19 protein-coding genes are annotated in these 22,210 nt (G+C 45.5%); 5 read left to right on the top strand and 14 right to left on the bottom strand.

The features are described 5' to 3' along the window. Positions 1-6 precede the first annotated feature (6 nt). Both ACTSEZ_RS12905 and ACTSEZ_RS12900 read left to right on the top strand, forming a co-directional pair. On the top strand, positions 7-651 hold the full coding sequence (locus ACTSEZ_RS12905; RefSeq protein WP_369734594.1) for an acetoin utilization AcuB family protein: 645 nt from the start codon (positions 7-9) through the stop codon (positions 649-651). Next, complete coding sequence (locus ACTSEZ_RS12900; RefSeq protein ID WP_369734593.1) at positions 648-1,820, top strand: acetoin utilization protein AcuC; 1,173 nt, start codon at positions 648-650, stop codon at positions 1,818-1,820. Before ACTSEZ_RS12905 ends, ACTSEZ_RS12900 begins: the two co-directional genes overlap by 4 nt. A gap of 42 nt (positions 1,821-1,862) precedes the next feature. On the opposite strand, the gene ccpA is transcribed toward ACTSEZ_RS12900, so the two are convergent. Beyond that, complete coding sequence (gene ccpA / locus ACTSEZ_RS12895; protein WP_369734592.1) at positions 1,863-2,933, bottom strand: catabolite control protein A; 1,071 nt, start codon at positions 2,931-2,933, stop codon at positions 1,863-1,865. 234 nt (positions 2,934-3,167) lie between these two features. Next, on the bottom strand, positions 3,168-4,244 hold the full coding sequence (locus tag ACTSEZ_RS12890) for a bifunctional 3-deoxy-7-phosphoheptulonate synthase/chorismate mutase (protein ID WP_029278965.1): 1,077 nt from the start codon (positions 4,242-4,244) through the stop codon (positions 3,168-3,170). 324 nt (positions 4,245-4,568) lie between these two features. On the opposite strand from ACTSEZ_RS12890, the gene ACTSEZ_RS12885 reads away from it, so the two are divergent. Beyond that, positions 4,569-6,689, top strand: a complete 2,121-nt coding sequence (locus tag ACTSEZ_RS12885) for a cell division FtsA domain-containing protein (protein ID WP_369734591.1) — start codon at positions 4,569-4,571, stop codon at positions 6,687-6,689. A gap of 282 nt (positions 6,690-6,971) precedes the next feature. Here ACTSEZ_RS12885 and ytxJ read toward each other — a convergent pair whose 3' ends face one another. From ytxJ to ACTSEZ_RS12870, 3 genes are all read right to left on the bottom strand, one after another. Continuing rightward, positions 6,972-7,301 (bottom strand): bacillithiol system redox-active protein YtxJ, encoded by a 330-nt coding sequence (gene ytxJ, locus ACTSEZ_RS12880; protein ID WP_369734590.1) that lies wholly within the window; start codon positions 7,299-7,301, stop codon positions 6,972-6,974. Between the two features lie 103 nt (positions 7,302-7,404). Continuing rightward, positions 7,405-7,902, bottom strand: coding sequence for a YtxH domain-containing protein (locus tag ACTSEZ_RS12875; protein WP_369734589.1), 498 nt, complete (start codon positions 7,900-7,902; stop codon positions 7,405-7,407). Between the two features lie 46 nt (positions 7,903-7,948). Then, positions 7,949-8,392: a DUF948 domain-containing protein gene (locus ACTSEZ_RS12870; RefSeq protein WP_369734588.1), complete on the bottom strand. Its 444-nt coding sequence runs from the start codon at positions 8,390-8,392 to the stop codon at positions 7,949-7,951. 216 nt (positions 8,393-8,608) lie between these two features. Here ACTSEZ_RS12870 and ACTSEZ_RS12865 point away from each other — a divergent pair, with 216 nt between their 5' ends. After that, positions 8,609-9,724, top strand: coding sequence for an aminopeptidase (locus tag ACTSEZ_RS12865; protein ID WP_369734587.1), 1,116 nt, complete (start codon positions 8,609-8,611; stop codon positions 9,722-9,724). A gap of 215 nt (positions 9,725-9,939) precedes the next feature. Here the strand turns inward: ACTSEZ_RS12865 and murC are convergent, their stop codons facing one another. From murC to ACTSEZ_RS12830, 7 genes are all read right to left on the bottom strand, one after another. Continuing rightward, the gene (gene murC, locus ACTSEZ_RS12860) at positions 9,940-11,238 is read right to left on the bottom strand and encodes a UDP-N-acetylmuramate--L-alanine ligase (protein WP_369734586.1); all 1,299 of its coding nucleotides are present in this window, start codon (positions 11,236-11,238) and stop codon (positions 9,940-9,942) included. Positions 11,239-11,648: 410 nt separating this feature from the next. Next, positions 11,649-14,492 carry a DNA translocase FtsK gene (locus tag ACTSEZ_RS12855; RefSeq protein ID WP_369734585.1) on the bottom strand — a complete coding sequence of 948 codons (2,844 nt, stop codon included), beginning with the start codon at positions 14,490-14,492 and terminating at the stop codon, positions 11,649-11,651. 235 nt (positions 14,493-14,727) lie between these two features. After that, entirely contained in the window at positions 14,728-15,543 is an 816-nt protein-coding gene (locus ACTSEZ_RS12850; protein WP_369734584.1) for a DUF1444 domain-containing protein, read from the bottom strand. Between the two features lie 21 nt (positions 15,544-15,564). Further along, positions 15,565-15,879, bottom strand: coding sequence for a thioredoxin family protein (locus ACTSEZ_RS12845; RefSeq protein ID WP_369734583.1), 315 nt, complete (start codon positions 15,877-15,879; stop codon positions 15,565-15,567). 139 nt (positions 15,880-16,018) lie between these two features. After that, a complete protein-coding gene (locus ACTSEZ_RS12840; RefSeq protein WP_029278947.1) occupies positions 16,019-16,525 on the bottom strand; it encodes a hypothetical protein in 507 nt (168 codons plus the stop codon). 176 nt (positions 16,526-16,701) lie between these two features. Continuing rightward, positions 16,702-17,226 carry a DUF84 family protein gene (locus tag ACTSEZ_RS12835; RefSeq protein WP_369734582.1) on the bottom strand — a complete coding sequence of 175 codons (525 nt, stop codon included), beginning with the start codon at positions 17,224-17,226 and terminating at the stop codon, positions 16,702-16,704. Positions 17,227-17,306: 80 nt separating this feature from the next. Continuing rightward, positions 17,307-18,380 carry a M42 family metallopeptidase gene (locus ACTSEZ_RS12830; protein WP_369734581.1) on the bottom strand — a complete coding sequence of 358 codons (1,074 nt, stop codon included), beginning with the start codon at positions 18,378-18,380 and terminating at the stop codon, positions 17,307-17,309. Positions 18,381-19,746: 1,366 nt separating this feature from the next. Here ACTSEZ_RS12830 and ACTSEZ_RS12825 point away from each other — a divergent pair. Continuing rightward, positions 19,747-20,058: a PepSY domain-containing protein gene (locus tag ACTSEZ_RS12825; protein WP_282033127.1), complete on the top strand. Its 312-nt coding sequence runs from the start codon at positions 19,747-19,749 to the stop codon at positions 20,056-20,058. A gap of 40 nt (positions 20,059-20,098) precedes the next feature. On the opposite strand, the gene ACTSEZ_RS12820 is transcribed toward ACTSEZ_RS12825, so the two are convergent. Then, positions 20,099-20,947 (bottom strand): YtnP family quorum-quenching lactonase, encoded by an 849-nt coding sequence (locus ACTSEZ_RS12820; protein WP_369734580.1) that lies wholly within the window; start codon positions 20,945-20,947, stop codon positions 20,099-20,101. A 56-nt stretch (positions 20,948-21,003) separates the two neighbouring features. Further along, positions 21,004-21,645 (bottom strand): tRNA (guanosine(46)-N7)-methyltransferase TrmB, encoded by a 642-nt coding sequence (trmB, locus tag ACTSEZ_RS12815; protein WP_369734579.1) that lies wholly within the window; start codon positions 21,643-21,645, stop codon positions 21,004-21,006. Between the last annotated feature and the right edge of the window lie 565 nt (positions 21,646-22,210).

Raw genomic sequence — 22,210 nt, 5'->3', positions numbered from 1 at the left:
ATAAGAATGATCGTCGAACAAATCATGAATAAAAACGTCGTTACGCTTCCGCCGGATGCAACCATTGCTGAAGCCATCGAAAAAATGGCTGAACACCGGATCCGCCATATTCTTATTGTGTCAGGAAACGATATGCTCGCAGGCATCGTTTCAGACAGGGACATAAAGGATGCGAGCCCTTCCATATTCGAACTGACCAATGACAGGGAAACCTTGAATAAACCGCTTAAATCCATTATGAAAACAGATGCGATTACCGGACATCCGCTTGATTTTGTTGAAGAAATCTCGTCTATTTTCTATGAGCATAAAATTGGCTGTCTGCCTATTATCAAACACGGAAAGCTAGTGGGGATTGTGACCGAAACGGATCTTCTCCATACATTTGTTCAGCTGACAGGAGCTGACCAGCCCGGCTCTCAGATTGAAGTAAAAGTTCCGAACGTATCAGGAGTTCTTTCAGAAGCAGCAGCTGTTTTCAGCAGACACAATGTGAATATATCGAGTGTGCTCGTTTATCCTGATCAGGACGAACGGTTTAAGATCCTCGTCTTCAGAGTTCAGACAATGAATCCGATGCCTTTAATTGAGGAGCTTGATAAAGAAGGCTATACTGTTCTGTGGCCTAATGTACCGGGGATTTCGTCATGAAAGAAAATATCTTCATCTACTCCCCTCTTTTTCAGCAGTACAAATTCAGCCAGGACCACCCGTTCAACCAGCTGAGAGTTGAATTGACCTATGACCTGCTGAAAAAGATGAATGCATTGTCTGATGATGAGCTTGCAGCTCCGAGAATGGCCACAGATGAAGAGCTTGCACTCGTTCACGACAAAAAGTACATAGAAGCTGTAAAAAAGGCAGGAGCGGGAGAACTGGATCAAAAAGAGGCAATGAATTACGGGATCGGAACGGAAGATACACCTATTTTTCCGGGTATGCACGATGCCGCAGCACTTCTTGTCGGAGGCACGCTTGCAGCAGTCGAGCACGTTATGGAAGGAAAATCCAAAAGAGCCTTGAATCTTGGGGGCGGGCTTCATCACGGCTTCCGCGGCAAGGCTTCCGGATTTTGCATATACAACGACAGTTCTGTTGCGATTAAGTACATTCAGAAAAAGTATCAGGCGAAAGTGCTGTATATCGATACAGATGCTCATCACGGAGATGGCGTGCAGTGGACTTTTTACGATGACCCTTCCGTCTGCACCCTGTCCATTCATGAAACCGGACGCTATTTATTTCCTGGGACAGGCAATGTGACCGAGCGCGGCGCAGGACAGGGCTACGGGTATTCGTTTAATGTACCGCTTGATGCCTTTACTGAAGATGAATCCTGGATGGATGCCTACAGGCAGTCTATCCGGGAGGTTGCCGCTTTCTTTAAGCCTGATGTGATTCTTACCCAAAACGGGGCAGATGCTCACTTTTATGATCCTCTTACCCATTTCGCGACAACAACCGCTATTTTCAAAGAAATTCCTAAGCTGGCTCAGGAAATTGCTGATGAGTACTGCGGAGGTAAATGGATTGCCGTCGGCGGCGGCGGGTATGACATTTGGAGAGTTGTCCCAAGGGCATGGGCGATGATCTGGCTTCAGATGAAGAATCTGCCTGCAGAAGGAAATCTTCCTATCGAGTGGATTGAACAGTGGCAGTCTAAAGCACCTGTCACACTTCCTTCCTTCTGGCACGATTCCAAGGATGACTATAAAGCCATCCCGAGAAAGCTTGAAATCGAAGAGAAAAATGCGCAGACGACCGCTAAAGCTCTTTTTCCGATCCGTCAGAACAAAACGAAAGACAGGCACTCTCTTTAAACCTTAAAAAAGGCATGAATCGCAGGGATTCATGCCTTTTAATTATGATTTTGTCGATTGTCTGATTTCAATGCGGTGCGGAAGCTCAACAATGTGATTTTCCACTTCTTCTTTGTTCATCAGCTTTGTCAGCAGACGCATAGCTACAGCTCCGATGTCATAAGTCGGCTGAACAACGGTTGTCAGCTTAGGGCGGACCATTGATGCAAGCTTCGTGTTGTCAAATCCGATGATTTCAATATCATTTGGAATCACATAGCCAAGGTCCTGAGCGGCATGTACAACTCCAAGCGCCATTTCATCTGTACCCGCAAAGATGGCAGTCGGTTTATCAGACAGCTCATTGATTTTCTCAAACGCCTCAAGGCCTGAATCATACGTGTAGTCACCCTCTGTGATCAGCGCTTCATCAGCATCGATGCCTGCTTCTGATAATGCACGGAGGTAGCCCTTCATTTTCATTTCTTTATTAATCGGCTCTTCCATTGGTCCTGTTACATAACCGATGCGCTTATGGCCTTTTTCAATCAGCATGGACACAGCATCAAAAGATGCCTGCTCATAGTTGATGTTTACTGAAGGCGTCACTTCATTTACATCAACAGAGGCAGCAAGAACGATCGGTACAGGGGAGCGCTTAAACTCTTCCACATGCTCGTCTGTAATATTTCCGCCCATGAAGACAATTCCGTCTACTTGCTTTCCAAGCATCGTGTTCAGCAGGTGAAGTTCTTTATCGCGGTTTTGATCTGAATTACTCAAGATAATATTGTATTTGTACATAGTTGCGATATCTTCAATTCCGCGGGCAAGTTCTGCATAAAAAGTGCTTGAGATATCAGGAATGATAACCCCTACAGTCGTTGTTTTCTTGCTGGCAAGTCCCCGTGCAACGGCATTTGGGCGGTAGCCGAGACGATCAATGGCTTCAGACACCTTTTTGCGCGTTGTCGGTTTTACATTCGGATTGCCGTTTACAACCCTTGATACTGTAGCCATGGAAACATTCGCTTCGCGGGCTACATCGTAAATCGTAATATTGTTCATTTTCCTACACTCCTTCGAAATCCATCTATATGTATAGTTAGCATTTACAATTATTGAAAGTAACATGTCATCATTATGAATTTATATGTACATAATGATACGATACTATGAAAACGTAAGCAATCAATTTACAGCGTTTTTACGCAATATAACCGTATTTGTTCATAAATGAGCAAAGTTTTTCGTAAACAGCACTGTTTTCTATCATAAATAAAACATGGTGATGTTGCAAGCAAAACAAAATCAGGGTGCCGTGCGGATTAAAGAATTCTCTCCTCCGAGGCACCCTGAACAGGTTGTTTATGCTTTAACTTTAATTAAAGGTTTAATTTCATTCATGAAATCAGCAAACTGATCGAAATCCATCTGCTGGGCCGAATCTGACAGTGCAACCGCCGGGTCCGGATGAACCTCTGCCATTACGCCGTCTGCTCCGATTGCAAGTGCAGCTTTTGCACATGGAATAAGCAAATCGCGGCGTCCTGTTGAATGCGTCACATCCACAAGTACCGGCAAGTGCGTTTCCTGTTTCAAAATAGGGACCGCTGAAATATCAAGCGTGTTGCGTGTTGCTGTTTCATACGTTCTGATGCCGCGTTCACAAAGAATAATCTGGTCATTCCCCTGTGAAATGATGTACTCGGCAGCATTTACAAATTCATCAAGGGTTGCCGCAAGACCGCGCTTCAGGAGCACAGGCTTGTTAACGGCACCGGCAGCTTTCAGCAGCTCAAAGTTCTGCATGTTGCGTGCACCGATCTGAATGACATCAATGTATTGAATCGCAATCTCGATATCCGCCGGGTTGACGATTTCACTGATGACAGCCATATCGTACTCATCGGCAACGCGTTTCAAGATTTTCAGGCCTTCTACACCAAGACCCTGGAAATCATAAGGGCTTGTGCGCGGTTTGAACGCACCGCCGCGAAGCAGGCGTACACCCTGTTTTTTGGCTTCTTCTGCAACAGCAGCAACCTGCTCATAGCTTTCAACTGCGCATGGACCGGCAATCAGCACCTGGCTGCCGTCTCCGATTTTAACTCCTTTTACATCCACGATCGTATCTTCAGGTTTCTTTTTGCGTGAAACAAGAAGGGCTTTGCGGTGGTCGTCTTCCTGAAGCTCAAGACTCGCTTTAAAGATTTCTTTGAATATATGCTGAATGGTGGAATCCTCGAAAGGCCCGTCATTGTTTTCTTTCAGTTTGTTAAGCATTCTTCGTTCACGGACAGGATCATATCGATTAACGCCCTGCGCTTCCTTGGCTTTACCAATATCCTGTACTAACTTTCCTCGCTCATTAATCAGCTGTAATATCTGCAGATTAATCTCTTCTGCTCTCTCTCGCAATGCTTCTAACTCGGCGTTACTCATCTGACTCATCCTTTCCCGTTTTTATAGAAACCGGCAAACCGGCTTGTACATGCATCTTATTCAAGCATCTGTCCGTATTCAAAGCAGATGCATTATGCACTGAAAAGAAAATAGTAATCATTTTCTTTTGTAATTAGTGATAATTATATACAAAAACAATCCTGTTGTCACGCATTTTTCTTTAACATTTAAACGCTTTTAAGCAATAAAGCGTTTGGGCGATTGTTTTTACTGTCTTTTTCAGGAGTCTGTATGACGCACGGCTGATGTTTTTTCGAAATCAGCCGATAAAGTAGATAAGAATAAATGAAAGAGGTGCTGTTCATGAAAGCAGCTGACCATACATTCGCACTCGATATCGGCACGCGTTCAGTCGTGGGACTGCTTCTCTCTCGGCGCAGCGGCGTGTTTGAAATCATTGATGCCGTCATAGAAGAACATAATGAGCGCTCAATGCTCGACGGACAGATCCACGATATTCAAGCTGTTGCCAGAGTCATTGTGTCCGTAAAAGAAAAGCTTGAAAAAAAACATGGACCTCTGACGAAAGTCTGCGTTGCCGCAGCAGGAAGAGCGCTTAAAACCCTTCGTGCAGAAGCATCCATTGATATAAAAGGAAAACCTATTCTGGAAGCTGAGGCAGTCTCCCAGCTTGAATTAATGGCCGTTCAACTTGCCCAGCAGGAAATCGCGCTGAAAGAAACAGGCATGGCAGGCTATGACTGCGTGGGCTACTCTGTTATTTCCTATAAGCTTGATCAGCAGGAGATCGGCAGCCTGCTCGATCAGCAGGGTCACACCGCATCTGTCGAGATTATAGCTACCTTTCTGCCTAAGGTTGTAACAGAGTCTCTCCTGGCCGCTTTAAAAAGAGCAAACTTAGAAATGCTTGCCATGACGCTTGAACCGATTGCAGCCATCAATGTGCTGATACCGGCATCTATGAGAAGGCTCAACGTGGCTCTGGTTGATATTGGGGCAGGCACATCTGACATTGCCATTACAAGTGAAGGCACGGTTACCGCATACGGAATGGTGCCGGCAGCAGGAGATGCGATTACAGAAGCTGTTTCAGACGAATATTTGCTTGATTTTCATGAAGCAGAACGGGTGAAAAGAGATCTTAATACGTCACAGATCATCCGTTTTAAGGATATCCTCGGCTATGAGAAAAGTGTTTCAAAAGAAGCAGCGGCTGCCTCCATACAGCCTGCCGCTTCCCGTCTCTCGAAATTAATAAAAGAAGAAATCCTCTCCCTCAACAGCGGAAAGCCTCCAAGAGCTGTCATGCTGATCGGGGGAGGCAGCTTGACTCCGGGACTGCCGGCCCTGCTTGCAGAACAATTGTCGCTGCCTGAAGACCGCATTGCCATTAGAGGGATTGAAGCAATCCAGCAGCTTCATCTTTCAGAGAGCTTGGGAAAAGGACCGGAGCTTGTGACGCCGATCGGCATCGCAATTACTTCAAGCATCAATCCGATTCATTATGTCAGTGTCAGTGTCAACGGACAGAAAGTGAGACTTCTTCAGATGAAAAAGCGGACCGTCTCTGACAGCCTGCTGTCATCCGGCATTCAGCTGTCAGGCTATTACGGCAAACCCGGACTTGCCTATTTTGTATCAATCAACGGCCGCTCTGTGACCGTTCCGGGCACCTACGGCGAAGCACCCGTCATCTGCAAAAACGGCAGGCGCTGTTCAGTAGATGAAGAACTTCAGAACGGGGATGAAATAACGATTCAAAAAGGGAAGGACGGCCACTCCCTCCCTGTCGTCATTTCAGATTTGATCGATGTTGTCCCGGAGAAGAAAATCATTTTAAACGGCGAGCAAGTCGCAGTCCAAGCGAAGCTCTTAAAAAATGGAACACCGGCTGAACCCAATGACCCGGTCGCTGACAGGGATGTGATTACATATACGTTCCCTGACAAAGTCATGGACCTTTTTCAGGACGCGTCAAGATGCACGCCCTTCTGCCTGTCTGTTGACGGGCGATTAGTCCATCTGGACGCATTCTCAGGAAAGATCACGATAAACCATGAAAAAGCACACCCGGATTCCTCATTCAAAGAATGGGATCAGATAGCTGCCGTCCGCAAAAAAAGGCCAACTCTGGGCCAGGTGCTTTCTGCTCTTGAAATGGATGCCTATGAATCCATCACCATTTTCTATAATCAAGAGCCCACTGTCATTAAAAAAATGCTCCTCCACGTATACAGAGGAGGAAACCTGCTGTCCTTATCAGATGAAATACGAAGCGGCGATGACTTAAAAATTCAAAAACAGCAGGCATGCAACTTCATCTTCCAGGATGTGTTCAAAGCTGTGGACGTCACATTCCCCGCTCAGACGAACAAGCGCTTCCTCCTGCTGAAAAATGAACAGGAAACAAGTTTCCATGAAGAGCTCTCTCCAGGAGATAGGCTGAGTATAAAGTGGATATAAGAAAAGCGGAGCCGACTGCTTAGCTCCGACAGGCAGAAAAGAAATCACCCGAAAAGTCCGGTTTTGACTTTTTGGGGGATTTTGTTCTGACAGAGGAGCTAGGAGGTGGAGCTGGACAACAAGAAAAGCGGAGCCGACTGCTTAGCTCCGACAGGCAGAAAAGAAATCACCCGAAAAGTCCGGTTTTGACTTTTTGGGGGATTTTGTTCTGACAGAGGAGCTAGGAGGTGGAGCTGGACAACAAGAAAAGCGGAGCCGGCTGAACGGCTCCGCTTTCTTCTGTTAGTTTCCTGCAGCCTGCTTGAGGGAGTCTGCTGTGATTTTCCAGTGTGATTCGTTCCAGACAACCTGCTTGTCCTTGAACAGAAGGGCCTGTGGCGATTCGTGCCTGATTCCGTATGTTTCGGCAATATAGTTGGAAAGGGGTCTTGCTTCCTGCACATTCAAGTAATAGGCGGGAATGGAATCGTTCCCTTCTGTAAACGCGGAGAACTCAGAAAAGGCGGCCTGGGCAATCGGGCACGTCAAGCTGTTTTTAAAAAACAGGAATGCACCTTCCTGCTCGGTTATTTTCTGGAAGTCTTCTACTGTATCAATTTTTACTTTTGGCATGATTTTAGGCCTCCACTGGTTTTACCTACATTTTATACGAATAAATGACAAAATAAAAACAATCGGCTTTAAGCTGCCGATTGTTTTTTCTATTTCAGGAAGCTTACTTATTGATTTCTTCTTTTTTCGCTTCCTCAATCTCTTTGTTCACTTGTTTTTTAAGCTCTTCTGAATGTGGCGTTGTTCCGGCAGTTGGAGCCGCTGCCGGGCTTACCGGCGATTGTACTTCCGCATTCAGCTGAGGCTCATCGGCTGCTTCAGGAGCAAGTCTGATTTCGTCCTCTGTCTGCTCGTCGTTTTGCTGTTTGGATGCTTTTAGATCACGGACTTTGCTCATGATCTGTGAAGACTGGTCAGTCACAGCCTGTGAAAGGGTGGCTGATTTTTCTTTTGCAATCGCAGCAAACTCGTTGCCTTTTTCAAGGGCGTCGTTTGTGATTTTACCTGTTTTTTCTTTTACAATGACAGCCTGTTCTCCAATATTATCACGAAGTTCTTTACCTGATTTTGGCGCAAGGAAAAGGGCGGTTGTTGCACCCACAATCCCTCCAACAAGTGTTCCGATCAGAAAATCTTTACTGTTGATTCCATCTTTGCTCATGATAAATTCCTCCCTATTGTGATTCTTCTATATTTTTGAAACGGGTTCATATAGTCGGGTACTTCTGCTGTTCTCGAACTTCTTTTTTGATCTTCCATTTGTTCCAGACATCCATGGCGACGTTGCTCCACTGGACGACCTGATTGATTTTATCCTGATTTTTCTCAAGGTTTGTGCCGACAGAAACGGCTACCTTTTGAACAGAATCATTGAAGTTCTGCAGGGATGATCCGACACCCTGAACAGCGGATACAACTGTATTCAGTTTTTCGGATTTCTCCTGAATGTCTTCTGCCAAAGCATTGGTCTTATGCAGCAATTGAGTCGTTTCAAGGGTAATACCCTGCACCTGTTTTTCAAGGCCTTCCAGTGTGCCTGCTACATTGTTCAAAGTAGCCGACAGCGCCTTCAGCGTTTTCGACAGGAACACGACAAGAACTGTGAATGCAATTGCAATGAGTGCAACAGCTAAGTATAAAATAATTTCCAACTTCAGCACCTCCAAATAAGCGATAGTAACTGTTTCCCTTAAGAAACAAATCATAAACATGAATTTTTCATACACCTAGTATTCTACAAAACACACCGGATTCCTCTCCTATTATGACCGAGTTTTTCAATTTTCACTAAAAATTTTAACTCTTTTTTAAAACATCGGTTACAATAAAGGCTGTGCCGGTTATTTGTTTACATAGGAGGAAGAACAATGAAAGATCCCCGCATTCAAACACTCGCCAAAAACCTGATCAATTATTCAGTTAAACTGAAAAAAGGCGAGAAAGTACTTATTGAAAATTTCGGTCTGCAAAGAGAGCTCGTTACGGCTCTTGTTCAAGAAGCCTACGCTGCAGGAGGATATCCGTTTGTATCCCTCAAGGATCAGCAGGTGGACCGTGCCCTTCTCATGGGAGGACAGGAAGAGCAATACAGCATGATGGCCGATTTTGAAGCAAATGTGATGAGCAAAATGGATGCTTATATCGGGCTTCGTTCAGGTGACAACATTAATGAACATGCAGATGTGCCTGATGCTCAGATGAAGCTCCAGAGCCGGACTGTCGGCAAAAAGGTTCACCGTGATATCCGCGTTCCTAAAACAAGATGGGTTGTCCTCCGCTATCCAAACGCTTCTATGGCCCAGCTTGCGAAAATGAGCACGGAAGCATTTGAAGACTTCTATTTTGATGTCTGCAATCTCGACTATGGCAAAATGGATGAGGCGATGGACTCGCTCGTCAAACTGATGAACCGAACGGATGAAGTGAGAATTACAGGTCCCGGAACTGATCTCGTTTTCTCCATTAAAGACATACCTGCCGTTAAATGTGCAGGAGAAATGAATATCCCTGACGGCGAGGTTTATACGGCGCCGGTCCGCGATTCTGTCAATGGAACCATTACGTACAACACGCCTTCACCATACAACGGCTTCACGTTTGAAAATGTAAAACTAACGTTTAAAGACGGCAAAATTGTTGAAGCCGAATCAAACGACACAGAACGCATCAACAGTATTTTTGACACAGATGAAGGAGCAAGATATATCGGCGAGTTCGCGATTGGCGTCAATCCGTATATCCAGCATCCGATGCAGGATATTCTGTTTGATGAAAAGATTGACGGCAGCTTCCACTTTACGCCTGGACAATGCTATGATGATGCATTTAACGGCAACCACTCCAATATCCATTGGGACATGGTAAACATTCAGCGCCCTGAATACGGCGGCGGAGAAATGTATTTTGACGGTGTCCTCATCAGAAAAGACGGCGTCTTTGTCATTGATGAGCTAAAAGGGCTGAACCCTGAAAATCTGAAATAAGTAACAAAAGCGGAAGCGACAAGGCCCGCTCCGATAGTCAGATAAGAACCCGGCGGAAAAGTCCGGGTTTGACTTTTATGACGGATTTGTTCTGACAGAGGATCTAGGCGCTTCCGCTTGCCGAGGATAACTTTGTTATTTTGTGCACAGCCTTTTATTCATTATAATTTCATTAAACACACAAAAAAGCATGAGCCGCGGCTCATGCTTTTTTTTTAACCTAATTCATTTTCGTAGGCACGCTGGTATTTCTGAATGTCTCCTGCTCCCATGAACACAAGAACGCCGCCTTCGTGCTTTTTAAGGACGCCAGTTTCTTCTTCATCAATCAGGGCTGCTGAATCAATTTTATTCAATAGATCCTGAATCGACAGCTTTCCGATGTTTTCCCGGGCAGAGCCGAAAATATCGCATAGGTAAACCATATCCGCTTTCTTCAGGCTGTCTGCAAATTCATCAAGAAACGACTGTGTGCGGGTAAACGTATGCGGCTGGAAAACAGCCACGATTTCACGGTCCGGATATTTTTGTCTGGCTGCATCAATCGTTGCCGTGATTTCAGTCGGATGATGAGCATAGTCATCAATCAGAACCTGATTGCCGATTTTCTTCTCGTTGAACCGGCGCTTTACACCTTCAAATGTTTGAAGCTGCGCCTGAATGACCTCTGCATCGATTTCTTCATAGTGGCAAATGGCAATGACAGAAAGAGCATTCAGCACACTGTGGTCTCCGAACGTAGGAATTTTAAATGAAGCATAGAATGTGTTTCGGACAAACACATCAAAGCTTGTTCCATCCGTTGATTTGACGACATTTCGTGCCTGGAAGTCGTTTTCTTCGCTGAATCCGTAGTACACGACAGGAACATTAGCCTGGATATGCTGAAGGTGCTCATCATCACCGCATGCGATAATCCCTTTTTTCACTTGCATGGCCATTTCCTGGAACGCTTTAAAAACATCATCAATGCTGCTGAAGTAGTCGGGATGATCAAAGTCGATATTCGTCATGATCGCATAATCCGGATAGTAGGAAAGGAAATGCCTGCGGTACTCGCACGCTTCAAAAACAAAGTATTCGCTTCCTTCCATCCCTCTGCCTGTTCCGTCTCCAATGAGGAAGGAAGTAGGCTTTGCACCCTGCATCACATGAGCGAGCAAACCGGTTGTAGACGTTTTGCCGTGTGCTCCCGTTACGCCTACACTTGTAAACTTTTCCATGAATTGACCCAGGAAAATGTGATAGCGGATGATCTCAAGACCGAGATTTTTTGCTTCTTCGATTTCCGGGTGTGTGTCCGGAAACGCATTTCCGGCTATAATCGTCAGTCCTTGATGGATATTCTCTTTTGAAAATGGGAAAATATTAATTCCGCGCTGTTCTAATGCTTTTTGTGTAAAGATTGGCTTTTCAATGTCAGATCCCTGAACCTCATAGTTCATGTCATGAAGAATCTGTGCCAGGGCGCTCATTCCAGTCCCTTTTATTCCAACAAAATGGTAAACAGTCATAAATAGAACCTCCAACAAACGTCTATCTGTTTGACATTATATGATTCTTAACCCAATGTGCAACCGGAGGCTGCATAAGATAGCGGTTATGTATTTTAATTGCAGGCCTGCAGCATTCTGAATTCTGCAGATTCTCTGCATAGCTTTTAAGAATGATGAAAACAAATCGTATTTTTTCCTGCCCAATGCATCTTAAACGATATCCTTGAACTTGGCAAGTGCTTAATCAAAATGGCGCGCTCTCATTCGGCCGCTGCGCCCCCTGATGGCTTTCCCTCAAAGAATTTGCCCTGATTTCAGGGATTTGTTTTTCACAGCAGAAAAAGAGGGAAACTGTATAGAAACAGTTTTCCCAATTGAGGAAGATAATACCTTCTCACCCTGAAAATATTATCTTCTTTTCAAATGAATCAGTAAACACTTCTTTCCTGTATGCTTTCAAGATCCTGCTCTGTAATCAGCACTTCACGGGGCTTGCTTCCCCTTGCCTCCGAAATAATGCCCTGCTTTTCCATCATATCCATTAATCTGGCGGCGCGGTTATAGCCGATTCTGAATCTTCTCTGCAGACTGGAGGTGGAAGCTCCTCCCTGATCGACAATGTATTCACATGCTTCTAAAAGCAGCTCATCCTCATCATTCTCAATACTTGATTTTTTCATTAATTCTTCCTGTTCGAACAAAAACACCGGCTTCATTTGATTTCTGACATGGCCCACTACCCGCTCAATTTCTTCATCCGACACAAAGTTCCCCTGCAGTCTGACTGCCTTAGATGTTCCGTTTTCAAGGAACAGCATGTCCCCTTTGCCAAGCAGCTTTTCTGCACCGGCTGCATCAAGAATCGTGCGGGAGTCTACTTGGGAGGAAACCGAGAAGGCAATTCTTGTCGGAATATTTGACTTGATCAGACCCGTAATAACATCAACGGACGGTCTTTGAGTAGCAACGATCAGATGGATGCCGCAGGCTCTTGCTTTCTGGGCAATTCTGCAGATGGATTCTTCGACATCGGCAGGCGCAGCCATCATTAAATCTGCCAGCTCATCAATCACAATCACCAAGTAAGGCATATGTTCACCTGAATTGTGCTTGGCTGCAAGCTCATTGTAGCGTGAAATATCCCTTGCTCCTGCATGGGCAAACAGTTCATATCTGCGTTCCATTTCCTCAACTGCCCATTTCAGCGCACCCGTAGCGGCTTTCACATCTGTGATGACCGGGCTGACTAAATGGGGAACATTCTGATACGGAGCAAGCTCCACCATTTTAGGGTCGATCAGCATCAGCTTCACTTCATGCGGTGAAGCTTTATACAGCAGGCTCACGAGTATCGTATTGATGCAGACGCTTTTTCCTGAGCCGGTAGCACCAGCAATCAGTCCATGAGGCATCTTTTTCAAATCGGTCACAACAGCCTGGCCGGATATATCCAGTCCAAGAGCTGCTGTAAGCGGCGACTGGCTGTTTATGAAGTCGGGACTTCTCAGAATTTCTCTCAGGTAAACCATTTTGCTGTGTCTGTTCGGCACCTCAATGCCAATCCGGTTCTTCCCTGGTATCGGCGCTTCGATGCGGATATCCTTGGCAGAGAGACTAAGCTTTATGTCATCTGTCAGATTCGTAATTTTGTTGACTTTCACACCCGGCTCCGGCTGCACCTCAAGACGTGTTACAGCCGGTCCCTGTGTCACGTGAACAACTTTTGCTTTGACGTTGAAATTCTCAAGTGTCATATTCAGCAGCTGTGTCTGCTCTCTCAGCCATTCCGTATCATCTACAATTTCCTTCGGCGGAATGTTCAGAAGCTGGAGAGACGGGAACGCATAAGCAGAGCCTCCAGGCACGCTCTGATTTCTTTGAGCTTTTTGCTTATCGCGCCCGAACATCATCACATTGAATGGAACCGTTGACCTCCTGTGCCCGCTGCTTGCTTGCTCCTTGACTTCTCCCGCTTCAGGCTTAGTTCCTTCGGAAGGCTCTATGTCAGCCTCCTGCTGCGGGTTCTGCGAAGATCTGTTTTCCTCATGGACGTTCAAATTCTGCACATCCTGGAAAAGAGAGGCAGGGCGCATTCTGTTTTCTGATGCTTCCGGTTCAGATTTTAATTCTGGTTCGAATTCTACTTCTTGTTCAGATTTTAATTCTGGCTCATCAAAAACTTCTTGTTCAGATTCTTCTTCTGGTTGAGATGTCATTTCTGGCACAAATTCTAATTCTGATACAGCTGTTTCTTCTGCTTCAACTGCCCTCTCTGTTTCCAGCGCAGGAATTGTTTCAAGTGATGCTGCAGTCTCATGGGGCTCTTCAGGCTGCCCTGACTGGGATGGCTCATGCAGTTCGGACACTTCTTCCATTGATAGAGCAGGAGCTGTTACTTTAAAGGCTGAAGACTGCTCATTCACTCGATCTGCAGGACGAATGACATTAGACTGTGTTTCATGTTCTGACTCTTCCATTGCCAGGGAAGCTGCTGACTCTTTGAAGCTTTGGGGCTGTTCACTCACTTGATCAGAAGGACGCAGTTCCTGTTTTTCCTCTTCTTTGCGATATCCGAAAGAAAACGTTTCAGGTTTATGATTTTGGTGTTTTTGCAAAGCTGACACTTCGTTATTTCTGTAAACCGCAGGAATGACAGTGCGGTCCTGTGATGTGTCCCCTTCAGGGATAGACCCGGAACGTGCCTTTAACCGGTCTGCTTCTTTTCTCAGCATTTCATGATTCTGCTGATGGAGCCTTGAAATGACAGACTCTGCAGCTTTCGCTTCCTGCTGGTAGCTTTGGAACATCGTTGTCCCCGCTTCCCGTCCGCCGTCCTGACTGACACGGCTGTTAAATGGACCCTGGTTGTCTCTTGATCTGTATCCGTAAATCGGAGAAGGAATTTCTGTCGGACTGAACGTTTTTTTAACAGGCTTGCTGTCTGTTTTTTTTAAAGCTTGCCCTGCCGGCTTTTTTGCTGAAGCGGGAGCTTTCCTTTCCGGTTTTGCAGCAGGTCTTCTTCTTGGTTCTGTCCGGCTGTTCTGCTGGTCGGGTATGACCGGAAATTTAAAATTCCCTTTCGGGTACTGATAGGCGATTTTTGCATCTGCATTTTTCGTATTGGCAGCCGGCTGCTTAATTTGAGCCGGTGCATTATGTACAGGCGGAAGCTGTTCAGGTACTTGCCTGCTTTCGGCTGATCTTTTTTCCAATTGCTTATCTTCTTCTGTTTCACCAGTAAAATAATTGATCATTTTTGAAAACCAACTCATTGCATACCACTCTTTCAAATGTTTCTTCTTTCTTACCCCTCTATTGTATCAGGTAATCGCATCTTTTTCAGATAAATGACCATTTCATTTTCAAGAGAGACCGGGAAATTCTGTTCCCCGCAAACGGAAAAAGCCACTAGAAAAAATCTCCAGTGACGTTTCACATTTTTATAAATGGTACGGTATCAGCCGTTTTTTTATGGGAGTCAGCGGACAAATTTTCCAGTTTGGCTATTTAGTCCTGTTCTTCCTTTTTTGCACGGTTCTTCGCAAGAATAAAAACAGGTTCAAGCTCGCGGTTTTCATACAAGAAGGACAAAGCCGTAATCGGCACTCTGCCGCTGGCAAAAAAGCTCATCGCCATTTGCCCGAGAATATCGTAGCCCGTATCGTTGCGCACATCTGCTATGATCAGAACATCCTGATGGGGAACCGCGACGGCCATTGTTCCCTCCGCTTTCTTATGAAACGAATCAAGAATCGATTCATTCAGCAGGCGGCTCGCATCATATCCGTCGTTTGCATTAAGAAAATAAAACACATTTCCTGCGACATGATCCTCTTTTACGCTCGTATCAAGCGATCTGAGATTAAATCTGGCCATCTCTTTCAGCTTGCTGAACGTCCAGTTCTCACGCTCCATCATCTTCTCATCAATCAGACGATAGGATTTTCCTAAATCAAGGGCATAATAAATTCTTGTTTCCGCAGTATGCTCTTCAAAAATCAGCTTGACTCCGTCTGACGACTCTTCAGGAAAAGATGTGGATCTGATAACCGGAAAGATCCCTTTTTCTTTGCCGGTCAATTCCTGTTCATGATTCATAACGGTAAGTGCTTCTTCAATATAGTACACAAGCTCATCAACAGCCGTATCTTTTTTCTCTTCCCATTTGGCAATAATCCCCGGAAGCGAAATGGTCAGTCCTTTTTTCGTCTCATCATCTTCAACCCGGAGCTGATCTTTTTCCCTGTCAAACCGGGTGGACCATGCTTTATGGCTCAAGCGGTCTTTAATCGTTTCAGCCATTTTTCTTGAAGTCATTTTCATCCCAGAATCTTCCCTTCTGTCTCAGGAAAGTCCATTAATAAATTCCTGAATCTGTTCTTTCGTTTTTCTGTCTTTATTCACATAACGGCCTGTTTCAGCACCTTTATGAAAAGCAACAAAGCTTGGAATACCAAAAACGCCAAGGTCTGCACACAAATCAATAAATTCGTCTCGGTCTACATAATAAAACGTAAAGCTGCTGTTTTCTTCCTGCAGCTCTGGCAAAATCGGGTCGAGAAACCGGCAGTCCGGGCACCAGTCAGCTGAAAACATGAAAATGACCCGCTCCTGCTGAATGACTTCGTTATACTGCTGCATTGATTGTAATTTTTCCATTATTAACCCTCCAACATGAACTAATTCCATCCACCCGAATCATACCAAACCCTGGTCCCTGTTGCCACTGTAGGGACTTATCAGAAAAAGCCCGGCTGAAAATAAGAAGACCTCTTCCTGTCTGAAAGAGGCCTGTTTTTCATTTAAATGAAACAGAAGAAACGATTTTCATCATTTGTTCTGCCGTATCTGCGACTTCCCTGCTGTTAGTCTGCGTCGTCATTTTCACTCCGCCGATGCCTGCTGACACTTCATACTCGTCGTCCGCTTTCAGTTTATCCACGAGAATGTAGCCAAAACGGCCTTTGTCCTCAAACGTTTCATTTACTAGCGGATCTTTATATTGCTCAAGAAGAGTATCATAGAAAAAAGAGCTCGTCTCTTTTTCATTCTCATTCACAAAGAGAACGTACTGCTGATCTCCCTTGGTAAAAATGACATTATTTGTTTTCCCTGCTTCTGCTTTATAGCCTTCAGGCAAGTAATAGCTGATAGAGCCGCTTTTATCATTGGCTGCAGGCGGTTTTGCTTCAAAAGATGTTTTCGTCTGATCTATCGTTGCAGTCTGAATTTCTTCATCATTTATCGTACAGCCAAAAAGGAATAATAAGAAAACAAATAGTAGTCCGGTATATAGTTTCTTCATACTGAAAAACCCCTCCATCTTTACTAGGAAAATAGAATTCCCTCCCTATAATAACCCTTACATTTTATAGTTAGCAAGACAGCTTTGTTTTATGTCCTGAAAAAGAGGGTATAAGAATCTGTTTTCAGCAATGGAGGCAAGTATTTGACTGTACGGACCAGCAAAAGAAGCAGCGGCTAATCACTGCTTCTCTCTGTCTGATAATGATATTGCCCAAACAAAAGCAGGCAAATATGCTTAAACATCTCTTTCCTTGTCACAAGCCCGCCTGTAAAAATACCCACTGCTCCTTCTTGTTGGCTGACATTCTCCCTGTCCGCATAGTCATCCATCACAAGCTTCAGCTCAATACCTGATTTCACTTTTCTGCCGATCTCCGCAGGCAAGGGAATCCTCGCGCCGCCTGCAATAATCGGCTCGATTCCTTGCACAGACAGCGCACCCCAATTGCAAAGGAAAAAGCCCTCATCTGTCTCGATCATACCGCCTTCAAGACCTATTCCAATATCGGCATCCTCTCTTTCTCTTGCACGCTGAGCTCTGTTTGCAGCTCCCCGGATCGTTTCTTCATCAGAAAACGGCTGGTCAGCAACACCTGATGAAACACTCGTACTGCTTAATGTAAAAGAGCCGAGCTGGTCAAGGCACTCTTGTACGGCATTTACTTTTGCCGGGTTCAGTGTCCCGATGGCAACCTTCATAATTAATCTCCTTTAAAAAAGCGCATGGCTACGGGTAACCGAAGCAAAATGCGCAAAGTAATCTGGCTGAAACGCCTATTTTATGAGTTTTGTTTAATAGTCGTCACTGTCGACTGGTCACATGCTTTAACAAGCTTCACGATCAATTCTTTTGCCGCAGCGTAGTCATCAATATGCACAATGGATGCTGCCGTATGAATGTAGCGCGAGCAAATGCCCACGACTGCAGATGGCACACCGTCATTTGATGTATGCACTCGTCCTGCATCTGTACCGCCCTGGGAAACAAAGTACTGATACGGAATATTGTTTGATTCTGCCGTATCAAGAACAAATTCGCGCATTCCTCTATGAGTGACCATCGTCCGGTCAAGGATGCGAAGAAGCGCACCTTTACCAAGCTGGCCGAATTCATGCTTTGCTCCGCTCATGTCATTTGCAGGACTCGCATCAAGTGCAAAGAAAAGATCCGGACGAATCATGTTCGCAGCTGTCTGTGCACCCCTTAAACCAACTTCCTCCTGAACAGTCGCTCCGGAATAAAGCGTATTTGGAAGGGTAACATCTTTCAGCTCTTTCAAAAGTTCAATCGATAAACCGCAGCCGTAGCGGTTATCCCACGCCTTTGCCATAATTTTTTTCGGATTGGCCATCGGCGTAAATGGACAAACAGGAAGAATTTGCTGGCCCGGTCTAATGCCCAGTTCTTTCGCATCCTCATCAGAATCTGCACCAATATCAATCAGCATATTCTTGATTTGCATCGGTTTATTGCGCTGGTCTTCGCTGAGCAGGTGAGGAGGAATGGATCCAATCACACCGGGAACTGGCCCCGCATCCGTCATGACCTCAACACGCTGAGCAAGCAGAACCTGGCTCCACCAGCCTCCAAGCGTCTGAAAACGCAGCATTCCGTTTTTTGTAACACCCGTCACCATGAAACCCACTTCATCCATGTGGCCCGCAACCATAATCCTCGGACCTTCCTCGCTGCCCCGCTTTACCCCGAAAATACTGCCGAGACGGTCCTGAATAATCTCATCTGAATACTTGGTGAGCTCAGAACGCATAAACTTTCGTACAGCATGCTCATTCCCCGGCGCACCCGGAAGCTCCGTCAATGTCTTAAAAAGCTCTAACGTCTCTTGATTCATCCATCATATCCCCTTTACGTATGTATACTTCCATTTTACAGAAGATTTATCGTTCGTGCTACTAAAGAAAAGCGGAGCCGACCGTTTAGCCCTGACAGGCAGAAAAGAAATCACCCGAAAAGTCCGGGTTTGACTTTTTGGGGGATTTTGTTCTGACGGAAGGGCTGGGAGGCGGAGCTGGACAATAAGAAAAGCGGAATCGCCTGGTTAGCTCCGGGAGTCAGATAAGAAATCGGCGGAAAAGTCCGGTTTTGACTTTTTTGACGATTTTGTTCTGACAGAGGAGCTGGGCGATGGAGCTGGACAATAAGAAAAGCGGAATCGACCGTTTAGCCCTGACAGGCAGAAAAGAAATCACCCGAAAAGTCCGGGTTTGACTTTTTGGGGGATTTTGTTCTGACGGAAGGGCTGGGAGGCGGAGCTGGACAATAAGAAAAGCGGAATCGCATGGTTAGCTCCGGGAGTCAGATAAGAAATCGGCGGAAAAGTCCGGTTTTGACTTTTTTGGCGATTTTGTTCTGACAGAGGAGCTGGGCGATGGAGCTGGACAATGCGAAAAGCGGAATCGCCTGGTTAAGAACACTTCCCCTTATACGCCAACTAGAGTTTGTGCTGCTAACCCCGGTTAAGAACACTTTACCTTCTACACCAACCAGAGTTTGTGTTGCTAACGCCGGTTAAGAACACTTTCCCTTTTACACCAGCCAGAGTTTGTGTTGCTAACACCGGTTAAGAACACTTTACCTTCTACACCAACCAGAGTTTGTGTTTCTAACGCCGGTTAAGAACACTTTCCCTCGTAAACCAGCCAGAGTTTGTGTTGCTAACACCAGTTAAGAACACTTTCCCTCGTAAACCACCCAACGTTAATGCTGCTAACCCAAGTTAAGAACACTTTCCCTCGTAAACCAACCAGAGTTTGTGCTGCTAACCCCAGTTAAGGACACTTGCCCTCATAAACCAACCAACGTTTGTGCTGCTAACCCCAGTTAAGGACACTTGCCCTCATAAACCAACCAACGTTTGTGCTGCTAACCCCAGTTAAGGACACTTGCCCTCATAAACCAACCAACGTTTGTGCTGCTAACCCCAGTTAAGGACACTTGCCCTCATAAACCAACCAACGTTTGTGCTGCTAACCCCAGTTAAGGACACTTGCCCTCATAAACCAACCAACGTTTGTGCTGCTAACCCCAGTTAAGGACACTTGCCCTCATAAACCAACCAACGTTTGTGCTGCTAACCCCAGTTAAGGACACTTGCCCTTCTACACCAGCCATAATCATTTCTGTCCACCCTCCTGCTTAACAACAGAAGGCATTTTCTGTATACTTAAATCATCGTGTACAGGATGGAGGAGATTGTGATGAATGGCAGAAAAGTACTGATAGGAATCGGGATTGGCCTGGCCGCTGCATATCTTTTCAGAGATCAATTGAAGCCGGCTTATATTTCTTCTGAAAAAGCACTGACGGCTGTGAAGAACGCGTTTAAAGAGAAAGGCCCTATTAATGGTTCATGGATTTATACGGTTCGTGAATCCTTTATTAATCAGGGGGAAACCTACAGCATCTACAAGGCCGGCGTTACACGGATGGCAGGGTCGGATCTTGAACAGTACGAAGCATTTGTAGACGCTACAAACGGAAATATCCTGCATGTTGAACAAATTGCATAATACACAAAAGGCATGGGGTGCGCACCCCATGCCTTTTCTTTTACAGCGGACGAACCCGCTCGACCTTTTCTGTTATCTCCCGCTGACTGTTCCACTTGATTGCGCGGTAAAACGCATCATGATAAAAAGAGATCCACGTATTTTGATCAGCTGCAAGTCCGAGCCATTTTTGCTTCTGTTCAATCGACTTCATCGGATAATCATCATAAGCGAGGACCCAAAGCGGATTGCTGTGCGCATGTGTAGGCATCAGATCTGCCATATGAAGGACCGTTTCCCCGCCGTCTTCAATTTTTATCACGCTGTGGCCGTTGCTGTGCCCTCCGGTGTGGAACATCGTGATGCCGGGCACAACCTCTGATGACTCATCAAAGGCTTCTACCTGCTGTTCAATGGCCGTCCAGTTATCTTTCCAGTATGTATTCGCAGACCGTATATTCGGCTCTTTCATTTCATTCCATTCCGTAAGAGAAGTGATAATTTTCGCCTTTGGAAAAACAGATGCCAGTTCCTCCCCCTCACGTTTTGTGAGACCGGAAACATGATCAAAATGTAGATGCGTCATCAGAACAAAATTAATATCTTCAGGTTTTAGCCCAAGCTCATTGAGCGAATTCTCAACATTGGATTCAGCTGTTACACCGAAATTGCGTTTCTGCTTATCTGTCAGCCTGCCTGACCCGATTCCGCTGTCGATCAGAAGATTTACCCCGTTCTTCTGGACCAGAATGGGATCTGTCCGCAATTCAATTTGATTAAGCTCGTTGACAGGATATTTTTTTGACCAAAGCGGCTTTGGAACGACGCCAAACATCGCACCGCCGTCAAGGTACGTCACTCCCCCGTCAAGCCAAGTTAAAGTTGTTTCCCCAATTGTTAACCTTTCCATTTACATCCCCTCCTCCTCCATCATACCAAAAAAAAGCCCAGGATTGATATCCTGAGCTACTTTCTGAATTTTACTTCCGAGCGGTAGATCCGCTGGCCTTTATTAGAGAATTTTTCTTCGTATTCAGTCATAATGTTGCCTTCAAACTCACTTCTGTGAAGGTCGAGGCTTACAAAAGTCAGCAGCAGGCCGTATTCTGAAAAGCTTCGCAGCGAATATTCAAATAGTCCCTGATTATCTGTTTTAAAGTGAATTTCGCCCTCTTCCACCAGAATATCCTGGTATCTTTTCAAAAAGGTTTTGTACGTCAGTCTGCGCTTTTCATGCCTTGTCTTTGGCCAAGGATCAGAAAAATTGAGGTAGACTCTGTCAACTTCCCCTTCTGCAAAAAGGTCTGTCAGGTCTTCAGCGTTTTCGTTAAGCAGAAAAAGGTTATCACACTCTGATTCAACCGCTTTTTGAAGAGCTGCGACAATGACGCTCTGAGATAATTCAATCCCGATATAGTTGATATCAGGGTTTGCTTTTGCCATTCCAGTTACGAACTGGCCTTTGCCTGTCCCCACTTCGATATGGATTGAATTTTCGTTTCCAAAAAGCTTGCTCCATTTCCCTCTATGCTCTTTAGGATTCTGTATTGCAATATGTGAATGCCCGGCAATGTAGTCATTTGCCCAGGGCTTGTTTCGCTGTCGCATCAAGCACACCTCTGTCCATGTAATGTCGGATAAAAGGGTATCACGAAACGGTCCTGCGTGCAAGAAAATCTGGTGGTTTGATTAACAGAATTTGTGAAAAAGGTCAGTGCAATTGTGCCGGCATTTTTTATGGAGCAGCAGTGATCATAATGGCACCGCTTCTTTATTATCCATGAGGGTTTTGTTGTACCACTTCACCCAGTCACGCCACTTCTCACATTCTCAACTCCCTCTTTGTGGCACTACTACGCTTAGTGACGCCACTTTCCTCTTCTCCTTGGGCCCCATTGTGGCACCTCTCCGCATAGTGATGCCACTTCTACATTCTCACCAGACTCTTTGTGGCACTACTACGCTCAGTGACGCCACTTTCCTCTTCTCTTTCGGCCCCATTGTGGCACCTCTCCGCATAGTGATGCCACTTCTACATTCTCACCAGACTCTTTGTGGCAACACTCCGCCCAGTGCCGCCACTTCTCACAACCCATCGGCCTTTCTAGGGCTCCACCTCCGGACCCACCCTAAAAAACCGCTCTACAAAAACAAAACAGCCGGCTCCCCGTGG

Origin of the sequence: Metabacillus mesotrionivorans, assembly GCF_052171315.1 — a bacterium.
GTDB lineage: Bacteria > Bacillota > Bacilli > Bacillales > Bacillaceae > Bacillus_P.
The sequence above is the reverse complement of the archived record's forward strand: the minus strand, read 5'-3'. Positions and strand labels throughout refer to the sequence as shown.

Bases quoted from the DNA above. Each gene is read 5' to 3' on its own strand.
- ACTSEZ_RS12885 (WP_369734591.1), top strand. From the start codon at position 4,569: ATGAAAGCAGCTGACCATACATTCGCACTCGATATCGGCACGCGTTCA.
- trmB (WP_369734579.1), bottom strand. From the start codon at position 21,645: ATGCGACAGCGAAACAAGCCCTGGGCAAATGACTACATTGCCGGGCAT.
- ACTSEZ_RS12865 (WP_369734587.1), top strand. From the start codon at position 8,609: ATGAAAGATCCCCGCATTCAAACACTCGCCAAAAACCTGATCAATTAT.
- ytxJ (WP_369734590.1), bottom strand. From the start codon at position 7,301: ATGCCAAAAGTAAAAATTGATACAGTAGAAGACTTCCAGAAAATAACC.
- ACTSEZ_RS12855 (WP_369734585.1), bottom strand. From the start codon at position 14,492: ATGAGTTGGTTTTCAAAAATGATCAATTATTTTACTGGTGAAACAGAA.
- ACTSEZ_RS12905 (WP_369734594.1), top strand. From the start codon at position 7: ATGATCGTCGAACAAATCATGAATAAAAACGTCGTTACGCTTCCGCCG.
- ACTSEZ_RS12875 (WP_369734589.1), bottom strand. From the start codon at position 7,902: ATGAGCAAAGATGGAATCAACAGTAAAGATTTTCTGATCGGAACACTT.
- ACTSEZ_RS12840 (WP_029278947.1), bottom strand. From the start codon at position 16,525: ATGAAGAAACTATATACCGGACTACTATTTGTTTTCTTATTATTCCTT.
- ACTSEZ_RS12890 (WP_029278965.1), bottom strand. From the start codon at position 4,244: ATGAGTAACGCCGAGTTAGAAGCATTGCGAGAGAGAGCAGAAGAGATT.
- murC (WP_369734586.1), bottom strand. From the start codon at position 11,238: ATGACTGTTTACCATTTTGTTGGAATAAAAGGGACTGGAATGAGCGCC.
- ACTSEZ_RS12830 (WP_369734581.1), bottom strand. From the start codon at position 18,380: ATGAATCAAGAGACGTTAGAGCTTTTTAAGACATTGACGGAGCTTCCG.
- ACTSEZ_RS12835 (WP_369734582.1), bottom strand. From the start codon at position 17,226: ATGAAGGTTGCCATCGGGACACTGAACCCGGCAAAAGTAAATGCCGTA.
- ACTSEZ_RS12845 (WP_369734583.1), bottom strand. From the start codon at position 15,879: ATGGAAAAATTACAATCAATGCAGCAGTATAACGAAGTCATTCAGCAG.
- ACTSEZ_RS12825 (WP_282033127.1), top strand. From the start codon at position 19,747: ATGAATGGCAGAAAAGTACTGATAGGAATCGGGATTGGCCTGGCCGCT.
- ACTSEZ_RS12850 (WP_369734584.1), bottom strand. From the start codon at position 15,543: ATGAAAATGACTTCAAGAAAAATGGCTGAAACGATTAAAGACCGCTTG.
- ccpA (WP_369734592.1), bottom strand. From the start codon at position 2,933: ATGTTACTTTCAATAATTGTAAATGCTAACTATACATATAGATGGATT.
- ACTSEZ_RS12820 (WP_369734580.1), bottom strand. From the start codon at position 20,947: ATGGAAAGGTTAACAATTGGGGAAACAACTTTAACTTGGCTTGACGGG.
- ACTSEZ_RS12900 (WP_369734593.1), top strand. From the start codon at position 648: ATGAAAGAAAATATCTTCATCTACTCCCCTCTTTTTCAGCAGTACAAA.